We start from the raw sequence: 19,844 nt of genomic DNA on the forward strand, positions 1-19,844 counted from the left end.
GCCGCCCGGCTACGGCTGTGGGGCCGGCGTCACCGGCGCGCCGCCGGTTCCGTTGGTGTTCGCCTTGGTCTTCGCGGCGCCCGGGTTGGAGCCGCCGGAACCACCGGGTCCGGCGCCGCTGCCGCCGCCGGGGCCGCCACCGCTGCCGCCGGAGCCGCTGCCGGGCATGCTGAACTTCGGCAGGTTCGGCAGGTTGTTGGAACCGCCGCTCTCACTGTTGTGTTCGCCACCCGCGGTCGAGTCGGACGGGTCGTCGGTCGGCGCGCCGGCGGCCGGCTCGCCGGGCTCCTGGGGTGTGCCGTCGGCGTAGCTCGGCGAGTCGTGGAACAACCGGTCGAGCTGGCTCAGCGGGTCCTGCAGGACACCGAGGTCGCCGATATCGGCCGAATCTGCCGGCAGCGCGCCCGGGTCCACATCGACACCGGCGCCGAGCAGGGTGTCGAGCAGGTCGTCGAAGTCGGCATGCGCGGCCGGCGCGGCCAGCAGGCAGGAGCTCAACGCCAACACCGCCGCGACTACCCCTCGGCCCCAACCGCCAACCCGGCGACCGCTCATCTCCTGAAGCCCTTCCTCACCTGCCGGGCAATGGTCAGCGCGGCGAGGATGAACGTAGCGCTTCAAAGTCCAAATGCGCGAGCCGAAAAGTTCGCCGAACAACAAAATTCAATGGCCGTTCATCTACCGTCACCCGGCACGCCACCGCCCGCACATCGACCAGCATTTCCCCAGGTGAGAAGGGAAATTGAGACGGTCGTCACACCGGTTCACAGTTAAAATCAATGCGAATAATTCCGTTACCCACATAATGGCGCCCGACGTTCTCACCTTTTACCGAAGTGCCGGCGGCGGCAGGCATAAAAAATCAGGCCGAGCGTTAATTGCCGCGGCCCTGCGCCGAGCGGCCGGCCCGGCCGAATCGTGCCCCCGCGCACGCCCGCGCGGCTAGCGTTCACCCGGTGACCACAGCTGCGATCGACCTCGGCTCCTGGATCGCTCGGCGGGCGGCGGCAACGCCGCGGCTGCCGGCGATCACTTTCGGCGAAAACACTTGGACGTATGGGGATTTCGCCGACCGTATCGACCGTCTGGCAGCCGAACTGGTCGCCGGCGGGATGCGCCGCGGCGATCGGGTCGGTTATGTCGGCCTCAACCACCCCGACTTTCTGGTCACGCTGTTTGCCGCCGCCCGGATCGGCGCCGCATTCGTACCGCTGAACTGGCGGCTCACCGCCGACGAACTCTGCTACATCCTGGACAACGCGGGAGTGCACACGCTGCTGGCCGACGCCGAACGCGCCGCGGTGATCGACCCGATACGCGCCGAGGCGGGCCTGCGACGCGCGATCGCGCTGACTCCGGTGCCGGGCTGGGAGGTTGCCGACGCGCTGCTCGCCGGCCGTGCTCCGCTGGCCGACCCGGTGTTCTGCGAGCCCGACGACATCGCGGTGATCATGTACACCTCGGGCACCACCGGGCGGCCCAAGGGCGCCATGCTCACCCACGCAAACCTGTTCTGGAACAACATCAATGCGCTGTTGTCGTTCGACACCAGCCAACAAGATGTGTCGCTGGTCTGCGCACCGCTGTTTCACATCGGCGGACTCAACGTCACCACCCTGCTGACCCTGCAGAAGGGCGGCCGGATCGTGCTGATGCCGGCCTTCGATCCCGCCGAAGCGCTGACGCTCATCGCCGAACACCGGGTCACCACCATGTTCGGGGTACCGGCGATGTTCCTGTTCATGGCCCAACTACCGCAGTTCGCCGAGGCCGACCTGTCCAGCGTGCGGTACCTCGTCTGCGGCGGCGCCCCGGTGCCCGAGACGCTGATCCACCGCTACGGCGAGCGGGACATCCCGTTCGCGCAGGGCTACGGGCTGACCGAAACGGCGCCGCTGGCGCTGGTGCTGCGCACCGACGAGGTCGGTGTGAAGATCGGCGCCGCGGGCAATCAAGTGTTGCCCCTATCGGATGTGCGCCTGGTCGACGCCAACAACGTCCCGGTGCCGGCCGGCACCCGCGGCGAGATCTGCGTGCGCGGCCCGCAGGTGATGGCCGGCTACTGGCGCAATCCCGAAGCCACCGCCGCGGTGATCGACGCCGAGGGGTGGTTTCACACCGGCGACATCGGCCAGGCCGATGACGAGGGCTACGTCTGGGTGATCGACCGGGTGAAGGACATGGTGATCTCCGGCGGCGAGAACGTCTACCCGGCCGAGGTCGAAGATGTGCTCTACGGGCATCCGGCCGTGGCCGAGGTCGCCGTGCTGGGCACCCCGCACGAGAAATGGGGCGAGGCGGTGACCGCCGTGGTAGCGCTGCGCCCGGGTGCGACGTTGGCGCTGGAGGAGCTGCGTGAGTTCGCCCGCGACAAGCTGGCGGCGTTCAAACTGCCCATTCGGCTGGAATTCGTCGACGCCCTACCCCGCACCCAGTCCGGCAAGGTCGTGAAATACCAGCTGCGCGCGGCGATCTCGGATCAGCAGAACGACTGAGAGCCGTCAGTCCTGGTTGTTCGGCGGCGGGCCGTGCGGACCCGGCTCGCCGGGCTGACCGGGCGAACCGGGCGTCCCGGTGCTGCCGCCGTTGGCGCTGGTCGCCCCGGGCTCACCAGGGTCGCCACCGGGTCCACCCTCCCCGCCGATGCACATCAGCGTGCCGCCTGCACCACCGTCACCACTACGAATTCGGACTTCGGCCGAAGATCAGTGCAGCAGTTCTCAGTTCACGCCCACACTTCGTTGACAGTCACAGACCGTTGGCACGTATCGATGGAAGGTTCGCCGAAAACACGCCCCGACAGTCGGCCAGCAAATACCACATGGAAGAGTTGGAGAAATGACGAGTCACGAGGTTCTTGGGCAGCGGGCGGCGGCGTTCCTGGCGATGCACCAGCCGGGCAATCCGGTGGTCCTGCCCACCGTGTGGGATGTGTGGTCGGCCAAGCTGGCCGTGGGTGCCGGGTTCAGCGCCGTGACGGTCGGCAGCAAGCCGGTGGCCGAGTCGATGGGCCGCAGCGACGGCGAGGGCATGTCCTTCGCCGAGGTGCTGGGCAGGGTCCGCCAGATCACCGAGGCCGTCGACGTGCCGGTGTCACTCGACATCGAATCCGGCTACGCCGAGTCCCCCCAGCGGCTGGTCGAAGCCCTGTTGGACGCCGGCGTGGTCGGGGCCAATATCGAGGACTCGGTGCACAGCCAGGACAAGCGACTGCGGTCGGCGTCCGAGCACGCCGAGTACGTCGCCGCACTGCGCCAAGCAGCCGATAGCGCGGGCACCCACATCGTGATCAACGCCCGTACCGATCTGTTCCTGCGCAAGGACGGCGACGACGCCGATCGCATCGACCGTGCCATAGCCCGGCTCACCGACTGCGCCGAGGCAGGTGCCGACGTGCTCTACCCGGTGGGCCGCCACGACGCGGACACCCTGCGTGCCCTGGCCGCCGGGCTGCCCAAGCCGGTCAACGCGCTCGCCGCACCAGACCAGGACGACCCGGCCTCGTTCGGCCCGCTCGGCATCGGGCGGATCAGTTTCGGCCCGCTATTGCAGGTCAGCCTGGGTAAGCACGCCGGGGAGATCCTGGGCCGCTGGGCCTGAGGCCCCGCCGGTCCCCGGTCCGCATCGGGAGATCCTCGACGGAACAATTTGACACCTGTTAAGTTCTCGGTGTGGACAACATCCGCGGTAAGACCATCGCCATCACCGGCGCCGCCCGTGGCATCGGGCTGGCGACCGCCACCGCGCTGTTGCGCCGTGGCGCCCGCGTCGTCATCGGCGACCGCGACACCCATGTGCTCAACGAGGCGGTAAAGCAACTCGGCACCGGCAGCCCGGTCACCGGCCACCCCCTTGACGTCACCGACCGCGAATCGTTCTCGATGTTTTTGGACAAGGCCCGCGCCGACGGTGACGGCCACATCGACGTGCTGATCAACAATGCCGGCGTGATGCCGGTCGGACCCTTCCTCGAGCAGACACCGGAGACCTTCCGGTCAGCCACCGAGGTGAACTTCTACGGCGTGCTCAATGGCTGCCAGCTGGTGCTCCCCGAGATGATCAAACGCCGCAGCGGCCACATCATCAATATCGCCTCAATGGCCGGGATCGTGGCGGTACCCGGCCAAGTGCTCTACGCCGGAACGAAATTCGCGGTGGTGGGGCTGACCACCGCGATGGCCGACGAGTTCGCCCCGCAGGGCGTCGCGGTCAGCGCGGTGCTGCCGACGTTCACCAACACCGAATTGATCTCGGGCACCACGCCGTCGGCCGCGCAGAAGCCGGTCGAGCCGCAAGACGTCGCGGCCGCGGTGGTCAAGGTGCTCGACAAGCCGAAGACCCTGGTTTCGGTGCCAAGCTTCGGGCGCCGCACCGCGATCCTGGCGACCCTGCTACCGGATCGCGGTCGCCGCTGGCTGAACAAGAAAACCGGCAACAACACGGTGTTCCTGCAGTTCGACACCGAGGCCCGGCGTGCCTACGAAGACCGTGCCCAACACGCCACCGGCGTGATCGAAAACGACTGACCGGAAACCTATCCCGGCGCCTGATCCAGGTCGGCGATCAAGTCGTCGACGCCTTCCAACCCCACCGAGATCCGCACCACCCCGTCACCGAGCCCGATCGCGGCCCGCCCGTCGGGCCCCATCGCTCGGTGGGTGGTGGTGGCCGGGTGGGTGATCAGTGATTTCGCATCCCCGAGGTTGTTGGAGATGTCGATCAACCTCAGCTTGTCCAACAGCTCGAATGCCCGCTGTTTGGCCGTGCCATCCGGGGCATCCCGCGGCGTTCTGAGCTCGAAAGTGATGACGGTTCCCCCGCCGGACATCTGCCGGCGCGCCAGGTCGTACTGCGGATGCGATGGCAGAAATGGGTACCGCACCCAACGCACTGCGGGGTGCTGTTCCAGGTACTCCGCGATCCGCAACGCCGCTGCATTGGCGTAGTCGACCCGAACGGCCAGTGTTTCAAGGCCTTTGAGCAGCAGCCAGGCGTTGAATGCGCTGATCGCCGGGCCGGTGTGACGCATCAGGTTCTGCACCGGACCGTCGATGTAGTCCTGCTCGCCCAGGATCGCCCCGCCGAGCACCCTGCCCTGCCCATCGAGGTGTTTGGTGCCCGAGTACACCACCACGTCCACCCCGAGCGGAAAGCCCTGCTGCAGCAGCGGTGTGGCGAACACATTGTCCAGCACAACTTTCGCGCCGGCGGCGTGGGCCAGCTCTGTGACGGCGGCGATGTCGACCAGTGACTGCATCGGGTTGGACGGCGTCTCGAAGAACACCGCGGTGGTGGGTACCGACAGCGCCTGCTCCCACTGCGCCATGTCGTCGCCGTCGACGAAGACGGTCTCGACCCCCCAACGGGGCAGGATCTCGTTGCAGACCACGAAACACGACCCGAACAGGCTGCGCGCGGCCACCAATCGGTCGCCCGCGCCCAGCAGCGCGCCGAGTGACACGAACACCGCCGCCATACCACTGGCGGTCGCGAACGCCGCCGGGGCGCCCTCGATCAGCCGAAGCCGCTCCTCGAACATCGAGACGGTCGGGTTGCCGTAGCGAGAGTAGACGAACCGGTCGACCTCACCGGCGAACGCCTGCTCGGCAGCGGCCGCGGAATCGTAGATATAGCCGGAACTGAGGAACAGTGCCTCGGTGGTCTCGTCGAACTGCGAGCGCAGCAGCCCGCCGCGCACCCCGAGCGTTGCCTGACTGACGCCGTCCGGCAACGGTTTCGGGACGCGGACCGACGGTTCAGCGAGGCTCGACGAAGGAGAGCCGACGCTGGAACCGGCGCATGAACCCGAGTGCGACCGATCGTTCACGACTGTTTCCAGGGCAATCCCAGTGCGCGCCAACCGGTTCCGCCGCGGTGGGAATGCTCGTCGAGCTGACCCTCAAAACCGTCCAGCACGTTGTAGGACGGGGCGATGCCGGCCGCTGTCGCGGTCTCGGCGGCCGGAATGGAGCGGTTCCCGGAGCGGCACAGGAAGACTGCCGGCCCGGCCGGTACCCGGGCGGTCAGCTCACGGGCGAAGTCCAGATTGGGGCTGCCGTCGGAGTGCACCCATTCCACGCAGACCACCTCGCGGCCCAGGCCGGCCAGGTCGGGCAGTCCCACGAAGCGCCATTCGGCGTCGGTGCGCACGTCGACCAGTGTCGCCTTGGGGTCGTCGCGCAGCATCGCCCAGGCCTGCTCGGGTGTGATGTCTCCTGCGTAGCTCACCTGCCGAAGTCTCGCACCCGCGGCGGGCTCACGCCACCGCGGGGGTCACGGCCACAGCTTGCCCAGCACGGCCGCGACCTGCTCGGCTCGTTCGCGGGCCACCGCCACGTCCGGACCGGTGGCCAATGCCAAACCGAGCCTCCGGCGGGGGTGGCCCTCGTGGTGGGAGAACACCACCGCATCACTTTCGGTCACGCTGAGCGCATCGGCGACCACCGCCACACTGTCGTGTGTGGCTTCGGTGGCGACCGCACCCGGCGGCCGCCGCGAGTAGATCAGCCGGGCGGCGCCGGGCGAGATCATGATGGAGTCGACCGCCAGCCCGAGGATGGCGCGTGCCTGCAGTTCGAAACCGGAGAGCCGCTGGGTGCGCAGTGTCAGCAATGCCGCGTCGTAGGGGCGCACGTCGACGCCGGTGAAGTACACCTCGTCGCCGTGAACCAACAGTTGCACCCCGAACAGGCCGCGTCCGCCGAGCGCCCGGGCCACCCGCGCGGCGACCGACTTGGCCGTGTCCAGCGCCACCGCGGTCATCGGATAGGGCTGCCAAAGTTCCACCATCAGTTGCCCATTCGGATCCTCTTCGCTGCGATGCCCGATGGGTGCGCAGAAATCCAGTGCCGGGCCGTCGGTGCCGTCGCGATGCACCGCCAGCAGCGTGACCTCGCTGTCGAACTCCACCACCCGCTCGGCCAGCACCCGCGGGTCTGCCCCGGGGCCGGCGGCCGCGACCGCGCGTTGCCAGGCGGGTTCGATATCGCTGTCCCGCACCATCACCGAGCGGCCCTCGCCGAGCGCACCGATCACCGGTTTGACCACCATCGGAAACCCGGCGTGCTCCGCCACCGCCCGAAGTTCCTCGACTGAGCCGGCGAACCAGAACGGCGCCGTCGGCAGCCCGAGCTCATCAGCCGCCAGCCGTCGCAACCCCTCGGGGTTGGCGGCCAGCCGGGCGCCGCGGATGCCCGGCACCAATTCGGTGAAGCCGGTGTCGACAACGGCCGTCAGCGCCTCGGTGGCCACCACCTCGGAACCGACCACCACGAACTTGGGCTGCAACCACCGGATCGCCGCGGCGAGTTCGTCATTGTCGCTCAGGTCGACCACCATCGAGCGGTCGGCGATCCGGTGTAACGCGGCGTCGGCGTAACGGTCGACGGCGATCACCTCGGCGCCCAGCCGCTGCAGCGCCGTCACCAGTTCGCGGCCGAGCTCACCCGAGCCGAGCAGCGCCACCCGGGTCCGACCGGGGCCGGCAGCGGTCAACCGCTCAGTCTCGGACTCCCGCCCTTCCTCGGCCTCCCCGTTCAACTGCCCTACCCTCCCGCGCCAAGGCAATGTTGCATGGTGCTCAAGGATAAAGGTGCAAACGCATTGGGGGTGTGGCGACGGTGAACGCGGTGCTGCTGGGTCCGCTGGTGGGCGCGGTACTGGTGGCAGCCATCGCCCGGCATCGTCAGCTGTCCGCGCCGCTGGTACTGGTGATCACCGGCCTGCTGGTCGGGCTGATCCCGGGGGTACCCGACATCGAGCTCCGCCCCGACCTGGTGCTGTTCGTGATCCTGCCGCCACTGCTGTGGTCGGCCGGGCTGGAGAGCTCTTTCATCAACATGCGCCGCAACCGGCGTTCGATCATGCTGCTGGCGGTCGGGCTGCCGCTGGCCACCACCGTCGCCGTCGGCATGGTCGCCTACTTCACCGTGCCGGAGTTCACCGTTGCGGCCGCGCTGACGCTGGGAGCGGTCGTGGCCCCGCCGGATGCGGTGTCGGCCACCGCCATCGGCCGCCGGGTCGGCCTGCCGCGGCGGACCATGACGCTGCTGGGCGGGGAGAGCCTGCTCAACGACGCGACCGCGCTCACGGTCTACAAAGTGGCCCTGGCCGCGGCAATCGGCGTCGCAACCGGCTGGGGCATGGGGCTGGCGACCTTCGTACTGGCGGCCGTCGGCGGTGTGGCGGTCGGGGTGGTCTTCGGGGCGCTCATCGTGATCATCCGCGACCGGCTGACCGACCCGCTGGTGGAGAGCGCGGTCGGGCTGGTGGCCCCGTTCGTCATCTATCTGGTGGCCGAAGACGTCCGCGGCTCCGGGGTGCTCGCGGTGGTGGTCGCCGCCCTGATTCTCGGGCAGCGTTTCACCCGCGCCCACTACGCCACCCGGCTGCAGGACCAGGCGGTGTGGCGAGCGGTTCAACTGGTGCTGGAGTCGCTGGCATTTCTGCTGATCGGCCTGCAACTGCCCACGGTGGTACAGAACATGCACGGCGTGCGGTTCTCGACCCTGACCGTCGCATCGGTCGCGGTGTTCATCACGGCGCTGCTGGTTCGTGCGCTGTGGGTGGTGACGTTCTCCTACCTGCCTCGGATGCTGTCGGCGAGGATTCGGCAACGCGAACCGGCACCCACTCCCGGGGCGGTGTTCATCCTGGCGTGGGCGGGAATGCGCGGTGTGGTGTCGCTGGCGGCCGCCTTCGGTGTGCCGTTGACGACGCTGGCCGGGCAGGGGTTCCCGGGCCGGCCGCAGCTGGTGTTTCTGACCTTCGTGGTGGTCGTCGGCACCCTGCTGCTGCACGGGCTGACGCTGCCGTGGCTGATCCGGCGGCTGGGCGTCCGCACCGACGAGGACCGCAGCGACGCCATCGCCGCGGCCGCCGCGCAGGACAAAGCGGCGCTGGCCGCCGCCGACCGGCTCGATGAGGTGCTGGCGGCCAGCGAGCCGTCACCGGCCAGCGAACGCGCCGCCGAGGCGCTGCGCACCTGGAACACCCGGCGTCGCAACGCGGCCCGGGAACGGCTGCGGCGATTGGATCCGGGCAACGATGACAGCGACGAGACCGCCGCCGCCGCATTTCGCCGGCTGCGGCTGGAGATGCTGGCCGCCGAGCGTGCGGCGCTGATCGACGAGCGTGACGTCGGCCGCATCGACGACCAGGTGCTGCGCACCCTGTTGCACGGGCTGGATCTGGAAGAGGCGACGCTCAACCTGGACTGACCGCGCGGGCGGTTCGGGTGGTGCGCGCCTAGAGTCGGTCCCATGAGTGCCCTCACGTCGCCGAAGACCTACACCGGGCTGGCCGCCTTTCAGGCCGCCGACGCCGTGCTCTGCGCCATCCCGGTGCCCTACATCGCCAAGGCGCTCGACACCGTGGAGTGTCCCGAGCAGATCCGCCCGATCCTGCCGATCGTCAAGGTCGCATCGGCGGTCGGCCTGCTGTCGGCGCGCCGCTTCCCGGTGCTGGCCCGGCTGACCACCGCGGCACTGACGCTGTATTTCATCCTCGCGGTGGGCGCCCACATCCGGGTCCGCGACAGCATCCCCAACACGGTCCCCGCCGCGTCATTCCTGGCGCTGTTCGCCGCGATGACCGTCGCGGGTCCGAGCTCAGCTTGACGGCGTCGGCCCCCAGCGCCCGGCTCCGCCGCGCGGGCGATCGACGCTAGGGCTGCCCCGGCAGTAAGCGCACCATCAGTCCCTGCGACTCGGCCAGCAGCGTGCCGTCAGTGTCGGTCAGTTCGGCGCTGATGAAGGCCTTGCGCCCCTCGGCCTTGTCGATCCGGCCGTGAACCACCAGCGGGGTGTCGATCGGGGTGACGTGGCGGTAGTCGACATGCAAGAACGCCGTCCTGCTGATCGGGCGATTCGCGGCATGGACCACCATCCCGAACATCCAGTCGAACAGCAGCGGCAGCACACCGCCGTGCACCGCGGAGTTGCCGCCCACGTGAAAGCGGCTGAATGAGCCCCGCATCGAGACACCGTCGGGTTCGAAGCGGGTGATACGCCACGGCGGCATCAGCAGGCTGCCCATGCCCGGCAGCGACGGTGCCCGCCCGGCCGGGGCCTCCGCCTGCGACACCGGGTACTTCTCCAGCAGCCCCACCAGCGCTTCGGCGCGGTCGGCGGCGTCGTCCCAGGTGGCGTCGTCGGGGGCGGTGGACACCGCCAGATCCTGCAGCCGCCGCATCGTGGTGACGAAACGCGCGAAGCCCGGGCTCGGGTCCACGACCGCGAAGTCCGGGAACCCGCCGTGGCTGGCGTAGTCGGGGTCGAGTTCCTCGGGCCCTTCGTCGCTCACGCGTGGTCCCGCACCACGTCACGGCGCACGATGGTCTGCTCCCGGCCCGGACCCACCCCGATGCACGACACCTGCGCTCCGGCGATCTCTTCCAGTCGCGACACGTAGTCACGCGCCTTGGCGGGCAGCTCCTCGAAGGTGCGGGCACCGGAGATGTCCTCCCACCAGCCGGGCAGTTCCTCGTAGACCGGTTCGGCGCGGGCGAATTCCTCCTGGGTCATCGGCAACTCGTCGGTGCGCTTGCCGTCGACGGTGTAGCCGACGCAGACCGGCACGGTCTCCAGCGTGGACAGCACGTCGAGCTTGGTCAGGAAGTAGTCGGTGATGCCGTTGACCCGGGTGGCGTAGCGGGCGATCACCGCATCGAACCAGCCGCACCGCCGTTGCCGACCGGTGGTCACCCCGACCTCGCCGCCGGTCTTGGACAGGTACTCACCGTTGGCGTCGAACAGCTCGGTGGGGAACGGCCCCGAGCCGACCCGGGTGGTGTAGGCCTTCAAGATACCCAGCACCGTGGTGATGCGGGTGGGTCCGACGCCGGAGCCCACGGCCGCGCCGCCGGCGGTGGGGTTGCTCGACGTCACGAACGGGTAGGTGCCGTGGTCGACGTCGAGCATGGTGCCCTGCGAGCCTTCCAGCAGTACGTGCTCGCCGCGGTCCAGCGCGGCGCCCAGCGCCAGCGCGGTGTCGGCGATGCGGTGTTTGAAGCCCTCCGCCTGCACCAGCAGGTCCTCGAGCACCTGCTGCGGCTCCAGCGACCTGCGGTTGTAGATCTTGACCAGTACCTGATTCTTGAACTCCAGGGCGGCCTCGATCTTCTGAGCGAGCGACTCCTCGTCGAGCACATCGGCGACGCGGATCCCGATGCGGGCGATCTTGTCCTGGTAGCAGGGCCCGATGCCACGGCCGGTGGTGCCGATCTTCTTGGAACCCATGTAGCGCTCGGTCACCTTGTCAATGGCGACGTGATAGGGCATCAGCAGGTGCGCGTCGGCGGAGATCAACAGCCGCGAGGTGTCCACGCCGCGCCGCTCCAACCCCGCCAGCTCGTCGAGCAGCACCCCGGGATCGACCACCACACCGTTACCGATGACGTTGGTGACGTGCGGCGTCAGCACCCCCGAGGGGATCAGGTGCAACGCGAAGTTCTCCCCGGTGGGCAGCACCACGGTGTGGCCGGCGTTGTTGCCGCCCTGGTAGCGCACCACCCACTGCACTCGTTCGCCGAGTAGGTCGGTGGCTTTCCCTTTGCCCTCGTCACCCCACTGGGCGCCGATGACGACGATTGCCGGCATGGATTTCTCGCTAACTGTCTTGGCTTACTGTGGTCCAGCCGGGGTCTGAGCCTATCTGAAGTGATTCACAAGGAGCGCGTTGAACACCACTAGCGGCCCTGAAACCGCCGTTCTGCTGTTTGCCGGGCGGTCGTTACCCCGCCCGTTACGGGGGCTTCCGCCCGTGCCGGTCAGCGACGACACCGAGCACGCCGTAGCCGCGGCGATCGAACACTTCCGCCGGTTGGTGGTGGTCGGGGATGACCCTGACCTGGCCCGGGTGCTCACCCGGCTGCTGCGCGCCGAGCGGCTGGACGTCGAGCTGGGCTACGCGCCGCCGCGGCGCACCGCCGCCACCCGCGCCTACCGGCTGCCTGCGGGCTGGCGGGCGGCGCGGCGTGCCCGGCACGGCACCGCCGGCCCGGTGCCGCTGATCCGCGACGATGCCGGAACCGCACTGGCCGGCGCCGGTCGCTGGCTACCGATCGACGGCGCCGAAACGCTGCACGGCGAGGGGATCGTCGACGACGCCGCGCTTTTCGACGGCGACGTGGCCGAAGTGCTGATCGAACCGATCGGCGCCGCGCCGGGGTTGCGGGCCGGCGTCCCGGCGCGGCGGGGGCGGGTGCGCCACTGGGTGACCGGCCGGGCCGCGCAACTGGGCACCACGGGCGCGCTGGTGGTGCGCGACGGGGTCTACGGCACCCGGACGGTGAAACGATCCACCTTCTATCGCCACATCGACGACTGGCTGCTGGTCCGGTAGCTCCGAGAGATCCGATAGGTTCACGGGCGTGAACGTCCGCCCGCTGCGTGGCCAGGCGGTGCGGCCCAGCCCGGTCTTCCTGGCGCTGGTGGCCGTGACCGCGCTCGGCGGCGCGCTGGCCTGGCGCGCGGCCGGCGAGATCGGGCCGATGGCCTATGCCGGGGTCTTCGTGTTCGTCATCGCCGGCTGGCTGGTGTCGCTGTGTCTGCACGAATTCGGCCACGCCTTCACCGCTTGGCGGTTCGGTGACCGCGGTGCGGAGATGCGCGGCTACCTGACCCTCAACCCGCTGCGCTACACCCACCCGGGGTTGTCGCTGGTGCTGCCGCTGCTGTTCATCGCGCTGGGTGGCATCGGCCTGCCGGGCGGTGCGGTGTACGTGCAGACGTCGTTCATGACGCCGCTGCGGCGCAGTCTGGTGAGCCTGGCCGGCCCGACGGCCAACCTGGTGTTGGCCGGGCTGCTGCTCGGCGCCACCCGGGTGTTCTACGACCCGGCGCATCCGGTGTTCTTCTCCGGTCTGGCGTTCCTGGGTTTCCTACAGGTCACCGCGGTGATGCTGAACCTGCTGCCGGTGCCCGGGCTGGACGGCTACGGCGCGTTGGAGCCGCACCTGAGCCCGGCCACCCAGCGGGCGGTGGCGCCGTTCTCACAGTGGGGCCTGCTGGTGCTGCTGGTGCTGCTGATCTCCTCACCGATGCTGAACCAGAAATTCTTCGGGCTGGTGCTCTGGTTCGTCGATCTGTTCGCCGTGCCGCGCCTGCTGGTGTCGTGGGGGATGAGCCTGACGCAGTTCTGGAACAGCTGGTTCTGATCGCACAGCCCCCGCGACGGCGCCGCGACCTATATTTGCTAGCCATGGCCACCGGTCACGATCACCATCACGCCGACGCCCGGCTGTCCCGGATGGCCATCGGGGCGGCGATCCTGACCGGGTTCTTCTTCATCGAGCTGGGCACCGCGATCTCCATCAACTCGATCGCCCTGCTGGCCGACGCCGGGCACCTGCTCACCGACCTGGCCGCGCTGTTCATGGGGGTCGCCGCGGTAATGCTGGCCCGGCGCGGCAGCACGTCGCCGTCACGCACCTACGGCTGGCACCGCGCCGAGGTGTTCACCGCGGTCGCCAACGCGGTGCTGCTGGTCGGGGTGGCGACATTCATCCTGACCGAGGCGATCCGGCGCATCGGGACCGCGCCGGATGTGCCGGGCCTGCCGCTGATCGTCATCGCGCTGGCCGGTGTGGCGGTCAACGTCGTGGTCATCCTGCTGCTGCGGTCGCACACCGAGCGCAGCCTGGCGGTGCGCGGCGCCTACATGGAAGTGGTCGCCGACACGGTCGGAAACGTCGCGGTGCTGATCGCCGGGGTCGTCACCGTCACCACCGAGTGGCCCTACGCCGACGTGGTGGTCGCCGTGTTCGTCGCGCTGTGGGTGCTGCCGCGGGCGTTCGCACTGGCCCGGGACGCGCTGCGGATCCTGTCCGAGGCGTCTCCCGGCCACATCGACGTCGCCGAACTACGGGCGGCACTGTGCGCCGTCGACGGCGTTACCGACGTGCACGACCTCCACGTCTGGACACTGGTTCCGGGCCAGGACATGGCCACCGCCCACCTGCGCACCACTGCCGACCCCGGCCGGGTGCTCGGCGAGGCGCGGGCGGTGCTGGCAGCCCGGGGCCTGACCCACGCCACCGTGCAGGTGGAACCGCCCGGGCAAGGCGGCGATTGCCCCATCGGATGCTGACCTGCAGGGGTTATCGCACGGTCAGCTCAGCCCCAGTTCCGAGCGGGCGGCGGGGTCGCACCCGTCGAGCAGAGCCAGGCAGCGGGCCCGCTCGTCGGTCTCACCGATGGAATCGGCGGCACGCGCCAGCGCGGCCACACACCGCAAAAAGCCGCGGTTGGGCTCATGTGCGTACGGCACCGGGCCGTAGCCCTTCCAACCGTTGCGGCGTAGCTGGTCCAGACCCCGGTGGTAGCCGGTGCGCGCGTAGGCGTAGGCGGTGACCGCCTTGCCCTCGGTCAGTGCCGCTTCGGCCAGCGCCGCCCACGCCACCGAGGCCGACGGATGCCCGGCCGCGACAACGGCGGGGTCCTGGTTGGCACGCAGGCCGGCCTCGGCGTCGGGGTCGCCGGGAAGCAAGATCGGATCGGGGCTGAGGAGATCACCGGTGAGAGTCACATCGCCCATTGTGCCGTGCCGTCCATGGCCAGCCACTAAAGCGATGCGCCGCCTCGCTCAGTAAGCTGGCGCCCAGCAGATTCGCTAGCGGGAGGACAGCAGTAGCTTATGCCGAACCCATCGGGCCCCGACCGCGACGACATCCCCGCTCCGCCCGCATCCGGTCACGACTCCGCTCCCGATGGCCCCCCGATCCAGCCCACCGAGCCCGATCAGACCGCCGACGTGCACCCGGTCGTCGCCGGGGAGGACGACGACACCGCCACCACGGTCATTCCAGAGGCCGCCGACACCGCCTCGTCGGATGCCTCCGACGTCGATGCCGATGCCGTCACCGAGGTGATCGCCACCGAGGCCGCACCCACCTCCACCGATTCCGGCCCGGACGGACCGCCGGAGCGGCGGTTCACCGCGCCCGGGTTCGACGGGGCGACCGAGGTGATGCCGTCGGTGGGTGACGCCGACACCGAGCTCATCGCCCGGCAGGCCGGTGATGCGGGAAAGGCGATACCGCAACAGATTCCGCCGCGACTGGGCGCCAAGCTGCCCGCCACCGTGTCCCGCAGCTGGGGCTGGGTGCTGGCGCTGATCCTGATCATCGTGGTGCTGGCGGTGGTCGCGGTGCTGGGCACGCTGTGGCTGACCCGCGACGACCGGCAGGCCGCCTCGCAGGAAGAGCGGGTCCGGGGCACCATCTTGAACTTCGACATCGCCATGCAGAACGGCGACCTGGCGGCGCTGCGCAGCCTGACCTGCGGCGACATCCGCGACCGCTACGTCAACTACGACCAGAAGGCGTGGGACGAGACCTACCGCCGGATCGCGGCGGCCAAGCAGTATCCGGTGGTCGCCAGCATCGACGAGGTCGTGGTCAACGACGGCCACGCCGAAGCCAATGTCACCGCGTTTATGGCCTATGCGCCGCGGGTCCGCTCAACCCGCAGCTTCGACCTGCAGTTCCGCGACGACCAGTGGAAGATCTGCCAGTCCCACGGCGGGTAACAACCTCGCGAGCAGTCGCGAAAGCCCCCAATCCGCGTTGGATTTGGGGGCTTTCGCGACTGCTCGTCGTAGAAGGCGGGCTCAGCTCAGGGTCTTGCCGGCGCTGTGCAGGTCGTTGCACGCCTCGATGACCCGCTCGGTCATGGCGGCCTCGGCCTTCTTGAGGTAGCTGCGCGGGTCGTAGACCTTCTTGTTGCCCACTTCGCCGTCGATCTTGAATACACCGTCGTAGTTGGTGAACATGTGCGCCGCGATCGGCCGGGTGAACGCGTACTGGGTGTCGGTGTCGACGTTCATCTTCACCACGCCGTGCTGCAACGCCTCTTCGATCTCCGACTTCAGCGAGCCCGAGCCGCCGTGGAAGACGAAGTTGAACGGCTTGGAGCCGGCCGCCAGGCCCAGCTTGGCCGCCGCCACCTTTTGGCCCTCACCGAGGATGTCGGGGCGCAGCTTGACGTTGCCGGGCTTGTAGACGCCGTGCACGTTGCCGAACGTGGCGGCCAGCAGGTACTCGCCGTGGTCGCCGACACCGAGGGCGTCGATGGTCTTCTCGAAGTCCTCCGGGGTGGTGTAGAGCTTCTCGTTGATCTCGGCTTCCACGCCGTCCTCTTCGCCGCCGACCACGCCGATCTCGATCTCCAGGATGATCTTGGCGGCCGCCGCCTTGGCCAGCAGTTCATCGGCGATGGCCAGGTTCTCGTCGATCGGCACGGCCGAGCCGTCCCACATGTGCGACTGGAACAGCGGGTTCTTGCCCGCCTTGACCCGCTCGGTCGAGATCGCCAGCAGCGGACGCACGAAACTGTCCAGCTTGTCCTTCGGGCAGTGGTCGGTGTGCAGCGCCACGTTGATCGGGTACTTGGCGGCGATCACGTGGGTGAACTCGGCCAGCGCCACCGCGCCGGTCACCATGTCCTTGACGCCCAGGCCGGAGCCGAACTCCGCGCCGCCGGTGGAGAACTGGATGATGCCGTCACTGCCGGCATCGGCGAAACCCTTGATGGCCGCGTTGATGGTCTCCGACGACGTGCAGTTGATCGCCGGGAACGCGTACGCGTTCTCCTTGGCGCGGCCCAGCATCTCGGCGTAGACCTCGGGGGTGGCGATGGGCATGGAACTCTCCTCCTGGCTGACCGAAACTGACATCAAGTATCTCAGGGCCAGTTTGGCTCATGGCCCCCGGTATGTTGGTGCGTCATGAGCATGACGGTGGCGGCGATGCCCCACATCTTGGATCCGATGTACTGGATCGGGCAGGGCGGGGTATTCGAGCACGCCGTACTCCCGGCCATCCTGGTGATCGTCTTCATCGAGACCGGTCTGCTGTTTCCGCTGCTGCCGGGTGAATCACTGTTGGTCACCGGTGGTCTGCTGGCCGCCGCCGGCAACCCCGACATCTGGGTGCTGGCGCCGTCCGTGGCGGTTGTGGCGGTGCTGGGTGACCAGTGCGGCTACTTCATCGGCCGTCGTATCGGTCCGGCGCTGTTCAAGAAGGAAGACTCCCGCTTTTTCAAGAAGCACTATGTGACCGACTCACATGCCTTCTTCGAAAAGTACGGTCCGGTGGCGATCATCCTGGCCCGCTTCGTGCCGTTCGCCCGGACCTTCGTCCCGCCGATCGCCGGCGTGTCCTATATGCGCTACCCCGTCTACCTGGCCTTCGACATCGTCGGCGGCATCCTGTGGGGGGCCGGGATGACCCTGACGGGTTACCTGCTGGGCACCAAGGTGCCGGGCATCACCGACCATTTGGAACTGATCATCATCGGGATCCTGTTCGTCTCGCTGCTGCCGGCGATCTTCTCGGCCACCAAGGCCTACCTGGCGCGCCGGCAGAATCGCGCGGCCGAGACCCCCGACGGTGAGTCCGCGCTCAGCACGCAGAATCCCGAGTAGCCCACCCGGTCAGCCAGGCGGGCGGGCGGCAGCTACGACGTGTGCGGCCTCCATCAGCATCCAGCCCGATAACTGCACCGACAGGTCGCGTTCGGGCACCTCGGATTCGTACACCGCCCCGGCGACGGAGGCGGCCACCGCGCCGTCGGCCCGGGGTACGTCGGCGGGCCGGTCCCAGAACGCCCCGAACAGCGGCAGGCCGTCCACCGACTGCCGGTAGTCCCACGCCGACCGCGCCGACCTCAGCACCAGTTCGGCCGCGGTGCTGCGCGCCTCGGTGTCGGCGGGGGACTCTCCCGGTAGATCGGTGACGACCAACGCCAGGTAGCGGGCGGTGATCCCGGCGAACAGCCCGCCGTCGCCACCACCGGCGCCCTTGAGCACCCCGCCGGGTGCCATCTGCTTGTCGACCGCGGCGACCAGACGCTGCACCCGCGCCGCATGCCGCGGCGCGCCGGTGCGCACCGCCAGTTCGGTCTCCAGGCCGAGTACCACGCCCTGGCAGTAGGTGTATTCGGCGCGCACCAGCGACCCGGACCGGATGCCGTCGAACACCAAATGGGTCTCCGGGTCGATCAGGGTGGCGTCGATCCAGTCGCCCATCTGCTGGGCCCGCTGCAGCCACCCGGGTTCACGCGCCAGGAAGATCCCGGCCGGCCCGTTGGCCGGGGCATTGAAGAACGGCTCGGTGAACTGCTCGTCCTTGCGCCACGGGATCCCGCCGCCGGCCTCGGGCATCCAGGAGTCCGTCAGCTCGCGGGTCAGCGTGCGCAGCGCACGATGCCGGTCGATCCCGGTGACCCGGCAGGCGCGCTGGATGGCCAGCGCCAGCCATGCCATGTCGTCGTAGTAGGCGTTGGTCCAGCGGAACATGTTGCGCAACCGGTGGGTGCGGATCTGGCGCTTGATCGACGTCACGCGTTCGGGCTGCGGGTCGCGCAGTTGCGCGTCGACCAGGCAGTCCAGCAGGTGCGCCTGCCACCAGTAGTGCCAGTGCGGCGCCCGGCGGACCGGTGGCCAGGCCACCACACCGAGGTGGGTGCCCGGGAGGTGCCAGAGCGGTTTGAGATGTCTCGCGGTGACAGCGGCCTCGGCGCTCTCGGCCCGATTCGCCCATAGCAGATCCATAGCGGTAGATCCTGCCGTATCGGGCATTGCCATCCCAGGACTACCGAGAAGCCGGACCACGACGCTGACCCGCGAGGTAGGCCAGCGCCACGGCGGTCGCGGCCAACCCCGACAGCGCGCCGACACCCAGCGCCCAGCGCGGGCTGAACGCATCGGCTATCCAGCCGATGACGGGCGCACCGATCGGCGTGGTGCCCACGGCGACGGCCAGCCGCAGCGCCATCACTCGCCCGCGCATCACCGGCTCGGTGGTCAGTTGCATCAGGCTGTTCGTCGCATTGGTGAACGTCAGGGTGGACACCCCGATCACGGCGAGCGCGACACCGAACAGCCAGACATCGGGCGCGACGGCGGCGAACGCGAAGCCGACACCCAGGACTGCCGCGCTGAAGAGCAGTGACCGGAAGCGGGGCCTCTCCCATCCCGCGGCCAGCAGTGCTCCGGCGAGCGTGCCGACCGCCATCACCGAGGACAGCAGCCCGTATTGGTCTGCGCCGCCGTGGAAGACGGTGACCGACATGGTCGAGATGAAGATCGGGAAATTGAGCCCGAAGGTACCGATCAGAAACAACATCAACAGGATCGCCTTCAGATCCGGACGTGCCCAGACGTAGCGCAAACCCTCCATGAGATTGCCGCGGGCCGGTCCGACGGCACGGGCGTTGGGATAGAGCTCCCGGACCCGCAACAGCGCCAGCGAGGCGAGCACGGCACCGAAGGACGCCGCGTTGATGAGAAACGCCCACCCCGTGCCGACGGCTGCGATCAGCGCCCCGGCGACGGCAGGACCGATCATCCGCGCGGCGTTGATGGACGCGGAATTCAGCGCCACCGCATTGGAGAGGTCGTCGTCTCCCACCAGATCCGAGACGAACGTCTGGCGCGCCGGCATGTCGACCGCGCTGATGCAGCCCGACAGCAACGCCAGGACGTAAACCTGCCACAGCTGGACGACGCCGCTGACGGTGAGCAGGCCGAGGACGAGCGCCAAGACGCCCAGAGCCGTCTGGGTGGCGATCAGCAGTTTGCGCCGGTCGAAACGGTCGGCCGCATAGCCGGTCCAGGGCAGCAGCAGCAGTTGGGGCCCGAATTGCAGGCCCATGACAACCCCGACCGCGGTTCCGCTGCGTGCGGTGAGCTCGGTCAGCACCAGCCAGTCCTGCGCGGTGCGCTGCATCCAGATTCCGATGTTGGAGACCAGCGCCCCGCCCGCCCAGAGCCGATAATTGAAGACCTTCAGCGATCTGAACGTGCTGCCGGCCATGCCGTCAGCACACCATGCGGTCGAGGAT

20 protein-coding genes are annotated in these 19,844 nt (G+C 68.9%); 10 read left to right on the forward strand and 10 right to left on the reverse strand.

Translation table 11 applies throughout. The features are described from left to right. Positions 1-9 precede the first annotated feature (9 nt). Positions 10-555: a hypothetical protein gene (locus tag ACAG20_RS14780; RefSeq protein WP_370493081.1), complete on the reverse strand. Its 546-nt coding sequence runs from the start codon at positions 553-555 to the stop codon at positions 10-12. Positions 556-956: 401 nt separating this feature from the next. On the opposite strand from ACAG20_RS14780, the gene ACAG20_RS14785 reads away from it, so the two are divergent. From ACAG20_RS14785 to ACAG20_RS14795, 3 genes are all read left to right on the forward strand, one after another. Next, positions 957-2,495, forward strand: a complete 1,539-nt coding sequence (locus ACAG20_RS14785) for a long-chain fatty acid--CoA ligase (RefSeq protein WP_370493082.1) — start codon at positions 957-959, stop codon at positions 2,493-2,495. A gap of 343 nt (positions 2,496-2,838) precedes the next feature. Next, entirely contained in the window at positions 2,839-3,600 is a 762-nt protein-coding gene (locus tag ACAG20_RS14790) for an isocitrate lyase/phosphoenolpyruvate mutase family protein (RefSeq protein WP_112688495.1), read from the forward strand. Between the two features lie 71 nt (positions 3,601-3,671). Further along, on the forward strand, positions 3,672-4,526 hold the full coding sequence (locus ACAG20_RS14795; protein WP_112688493.1) for an SDR family oxidoreductase: 855 nt from the start codon (positions 3,672-3,674) through the stop codon (positions 4,524-4,526). A gap of 8 nt (positions 4,527-4,534) precedes the next feature. Here the strand turns inward: ACAG20_RS14795 and ACAG20_RS14800 are convergent, their stop codons facing one another. Genes ACAG20_RS14800 through purT form a run of 3 tightly spaced genes read right to left on the reverse strand, consistent with a single transcriptional unit; the run spans position 4,535 to position 7,494 of the window. Next, positions 4,535-5,827 (reverse strand): O-succinylhomoserine sulfhydrylase, encoded by a 1,293-nt coding sequence (locus tag ACAG20_RS14800; RefSeq protein ID WP_370493083.1) that lies wholly within the window; start codon positions 5,825-5,827, stop codon positions 4,535-4,537. After that, positions 5,824-6,228, reverse strand: coding sequence for a rhodanese-like domain-containing protein (locus ACAG20_RS14805; protein ID WP_370493084.1), 405 nt, complete (start codon positions 6,226-6,228; stop codon positions 5,824-5,826). Before ACAG20_RS14805 ends, ACAG20_RS14800 begins: the two co-directional genes overlap by 4 nt. Before the next feature lie 45 nt (positions 6,229-6,273). After that, the gene (gene purT / locus ACAG20_RS14810; protein WP_370493085.1) at positions 6,274-7,494 is read right to left on the reverse strand and encodes a formate-dependent phosphoribosylglycinamide formyltransferase; all 1,221 of its coding nucleotides are present in this window, start codon (positions 7,492-7,494) and stop codon (positions 6,274-6,276) included. Between the two features lie 125 nt (positions 7,495-7,619). Here purT and ACAG20_RS14815 point away from each other — a divergent pair, with 125 nt between their 5' ends. Both ACAG20_RS14815 and ACAG20_RS14820 read left to right on the forward strand, forming a co-directional pair. Next, a complete protein-coding gene (locus ACAG20_RS14815; RefSeq protein WP_370493129.1) occupies positions 7,620-9,218 on the forward strand; it encodes a Na+/H+ antiporter in 1,599 nt (532 codons plus the stop codon). A 42-nt stretch (positions 9,219-9,260) separates the two neighbouring features. After that, positions 9,261-9,617, forward strand: a complete 357-nt coding sequence (locus ACAG20_RS14820) for a DoxX family protein (RefSeq protein ID WP_112689462.1) — start codon at positions 9,261-9,263, stop codon at positions 9,615-9,617. A gap of 46 nt (positions 9,618-9,663) precedes the next feature. Here ACAG20_RS14820 and ACAG20_RS14825 read toward each other — a convergent pair whose 3' ends face one another. Both ACAG20_RS14825 and ACAG20_RS14830 read right to left on the reverse strand, forming a co-directional pair. Then, entirely contained in the window at positions 9,664-10,302 is a 639-nt protein-coding gene (locus tag ACAG20_RS14825) for a PaaI family thioesterase (RefSeq protein WP_370493086.1), read from the reverse strand. Then, a complete protein-coding gene (locus tag ACAG20_RS14830; RefSeq protein ID WP_112689458.1) occupies positions 10,299-11,597 on the reverse strand; it encodes an adenylosuccinate synthase in 1,299 nt (432 codons plus the stop codon). Before ACAG20_RS14830 ends, ACAG20_RS14825 begins: the two co-directional genes overlap by 4 nt. 79 nt (positions 11,598-11,676) lie before the next feature. Between ACAG20_RS14830 and ACAG20_RS14835 the strand changes: the two genes are divergently transcribed. From ACAG20_RS14835 to ACAG20_RS14845, 3 genes are read left to right on the forward strand one after another with little or no spacing between them, the layout of a single operon-like run. Continuing rightward, complete coding sequence (locus ACAG20_RS14835) at positions 11,677-12,342, forward strand: peptidase M50 (RefSeq protein WP_370493087.1); 666 nt, start codon at positions 11,677-11,679, stop codon at positions 12,340-12,342. A 28-nt stretch (positions 12,343-12,370) separates the two neighbouring features. After that, positions 12,371-13,156 carry a site-2 protease family protein gene (locus ACAG20_RS14840; RefSeq protein WP_370493088.1) on the forward strand — a complete coding sequence of 262 codons (786 nt, stop codon included), beginning with the start codon at positions 12,371-12,373 and terminating at the stop codon, positions 13,154-13,156. A gap of 44 nt (positions 13,157-13,200) precedes the next feature. Then, on the forward strand, positions 13,201-14,088 hold the full coding sequence (locus ACAG20_RS14845; protein WP_112688242.1) for a cation diffusion facilitator family transporter: 888 nt from the start codon (positions 13,201-13,203) through the stop codon (positions 14,086-14,088). A gap of 21 nt (positions 14,089-14,109) precedes the next feature. Here the strand turns inward: ACAG20_RS14845 and ACAG20_RS14850 are convergent, their stop codons facing one another. Further along, complete coding sequence (locus tag ACAG20_RS14850; RefSeq protein ID WP_370493089.1) at positions 14,110-14,526, reverse strand: DUF3151 domain-containing protein; 417 nt, start codon at positions 14,524-14,526, stop codon at positions 14,110-14,112. A gap of 108 nt (positions 14,527-14,634) precedes the next feature. Here ACAG20_RS14850 and ACAG20_RS14855 point away from each other — a divergent pair, with 108 nt between their 5' ends. Beyond that, complete coding sequence (locus ACAG20_RS14855) at positions 14,635-15,528, forward strand: hypothetical protein (RefSeq protein ID WP_370493090.1); 894 nt, start codon at positions 14,635-14,637, stop codon at positions 15,526-15,528. Between the two features lie 81 nt (positions 15,529-15,609). On the opposite strand, the gene fbaA is transcribed toward ACAG20_RS14855, so the two are convergent. Continuing rightward, positions 15,610-16,641, reverse strand: a complete 1,032-nt coding sequence (gene fbaA, locus ACAG20_RS14860) for a class II fructose-bisphosphate aldolase (RefSeq protein WP_112688246.1) — start codon at positions 16,639-16,641, stop codon at positions 15,610-15,612. 84 nt (positions 16,642-16,725) lie between these two features. Here fbaA and ACAG20_RS14865 point away from each other — a divergent pair, with 84 nt between their 5' ends. Beyond that, positions 16,726-17,424, forward strand: coding sequence for a DedA family protein (locus ACAG20_RS14865; RefSeq protein ID WP_112688248.1), 699 nt, complete (start codon positions 16,726-16,728; stop codon positions 17,422-17,424). Positions 17,425-17,433: 9 nt separating this feature from the next. Here the strand turns inward: ACAG20_RS14865 and ACAG20_RS14870 are convergent, their stop codons facing one another. Next, a complete protein-coding gene (locus ACAG20_RS14870) occupies positions 17,434-18,552 on the reverse strand; it encodes a glycoside hydrolase family 76 protein (RefSeq protein ID WP_370493091.1) in 1,119 nt (372 codons plus the stop codon). A gap of 40 nt (positions 18,553-18,592) precedes the next feature. Further along, positions 18,593-19,816 carry an MFS transporter gene (locus ACAG20_RS14875; RefSeq protein ID WP_112688252.1) on the reverse strand — a complete coding sequence of 408 codons (1,224 nt, stop codon included), beginning with the start codon at positions 19,814-19,816 and terminating at the stop codon, positions 18,593-18,595. Positions 19,817-19,844 lie beyond the last annotated feature (28 nt).

This window comes from Mycobacterium sp. pW045 (assembly GCF_041287085.1).
Taxonomy (GTDB): domain Bacteria; phylum Actinomycetota; class Actinomycetes; order Mycobacteriales; family Mycobacteriaceae; genus Mycobacterium; species Mycobacterium algericum_A.

Bases quoted from the DNA above. Each gene is read 5' to 3' on its own strand.
- ACAG20_RS14780 (WP_370493081.1), bottom strand. From the start codon at position 555: ATGAGCGGTCGCCGGGTTGGCGGTTGGGGCCGAGGGGTAGTCGCGGCG.
- ACAG20_RS14790 (WP_112688495.1), top strand. From the start codon at position 2,839: ATGACGAGTCACGAGGTTCTTGGGCAGCGGGCGGCGGCGTTCCTGGCG.
- ACAG20_RS14820 (WP_112689462.1), top strand. From the start codon at position 9,261: ATGAGTGCCCTCACGTCGCCGAAGACCTACACCGGGCTGGCCGCCTTT.
- ACAG20_RS14830 (WP_112689458.1), bottom strand. From the start codon at position 11,597: ATGCCGGCAATCGTCGTCATCGGCGCCCAGTGGGGTGACGAGGGCAAA.
- ACAG20_RS14845 (WP_112688242.1), top strand. From the start codon at position 13,201: ATGGCCACCGGTCACGATCACCATCACGCCGACGCCCGGCTGTCCCGG.
- ACAG20_RS14855 (WP_370493090.1), top strand. From the start codon at position 14,635: ATGCCGAACCCATCGGGCCCCGACCGCGACGACATCCCCGCTCCGCCC.
- fbaA (WP_112688246.1), bottom strand. From the start codon at position 16,641: ATGCCCATCGCCACCCCCGAGGTCTACGCCGAGATGCTGGGCCGCGCC.
- ACAG20_RS14865 (WP_112688248.1), top strand. From the start codon at position 16,726: ATGAGCATGACGGTGGCGGCGATGCCCCACATCTTGGATCCGATGTAC.
- ACAG20_RS14870 (WP_370493091.1), bottom strand. From the start codon at position 18,552: ATGGATCTGCTATGGGCGAATCGGGCCGAGAGCGCCGAGGCCGCTGTC.
- ACAG20_RS14875 (WP_112688252.1), bottom strand. From the start codon at position 19,816: ATGGCCGGCAGCACGTTCAGATCGCTGAAGGTCTTCAATTATCGGCTC.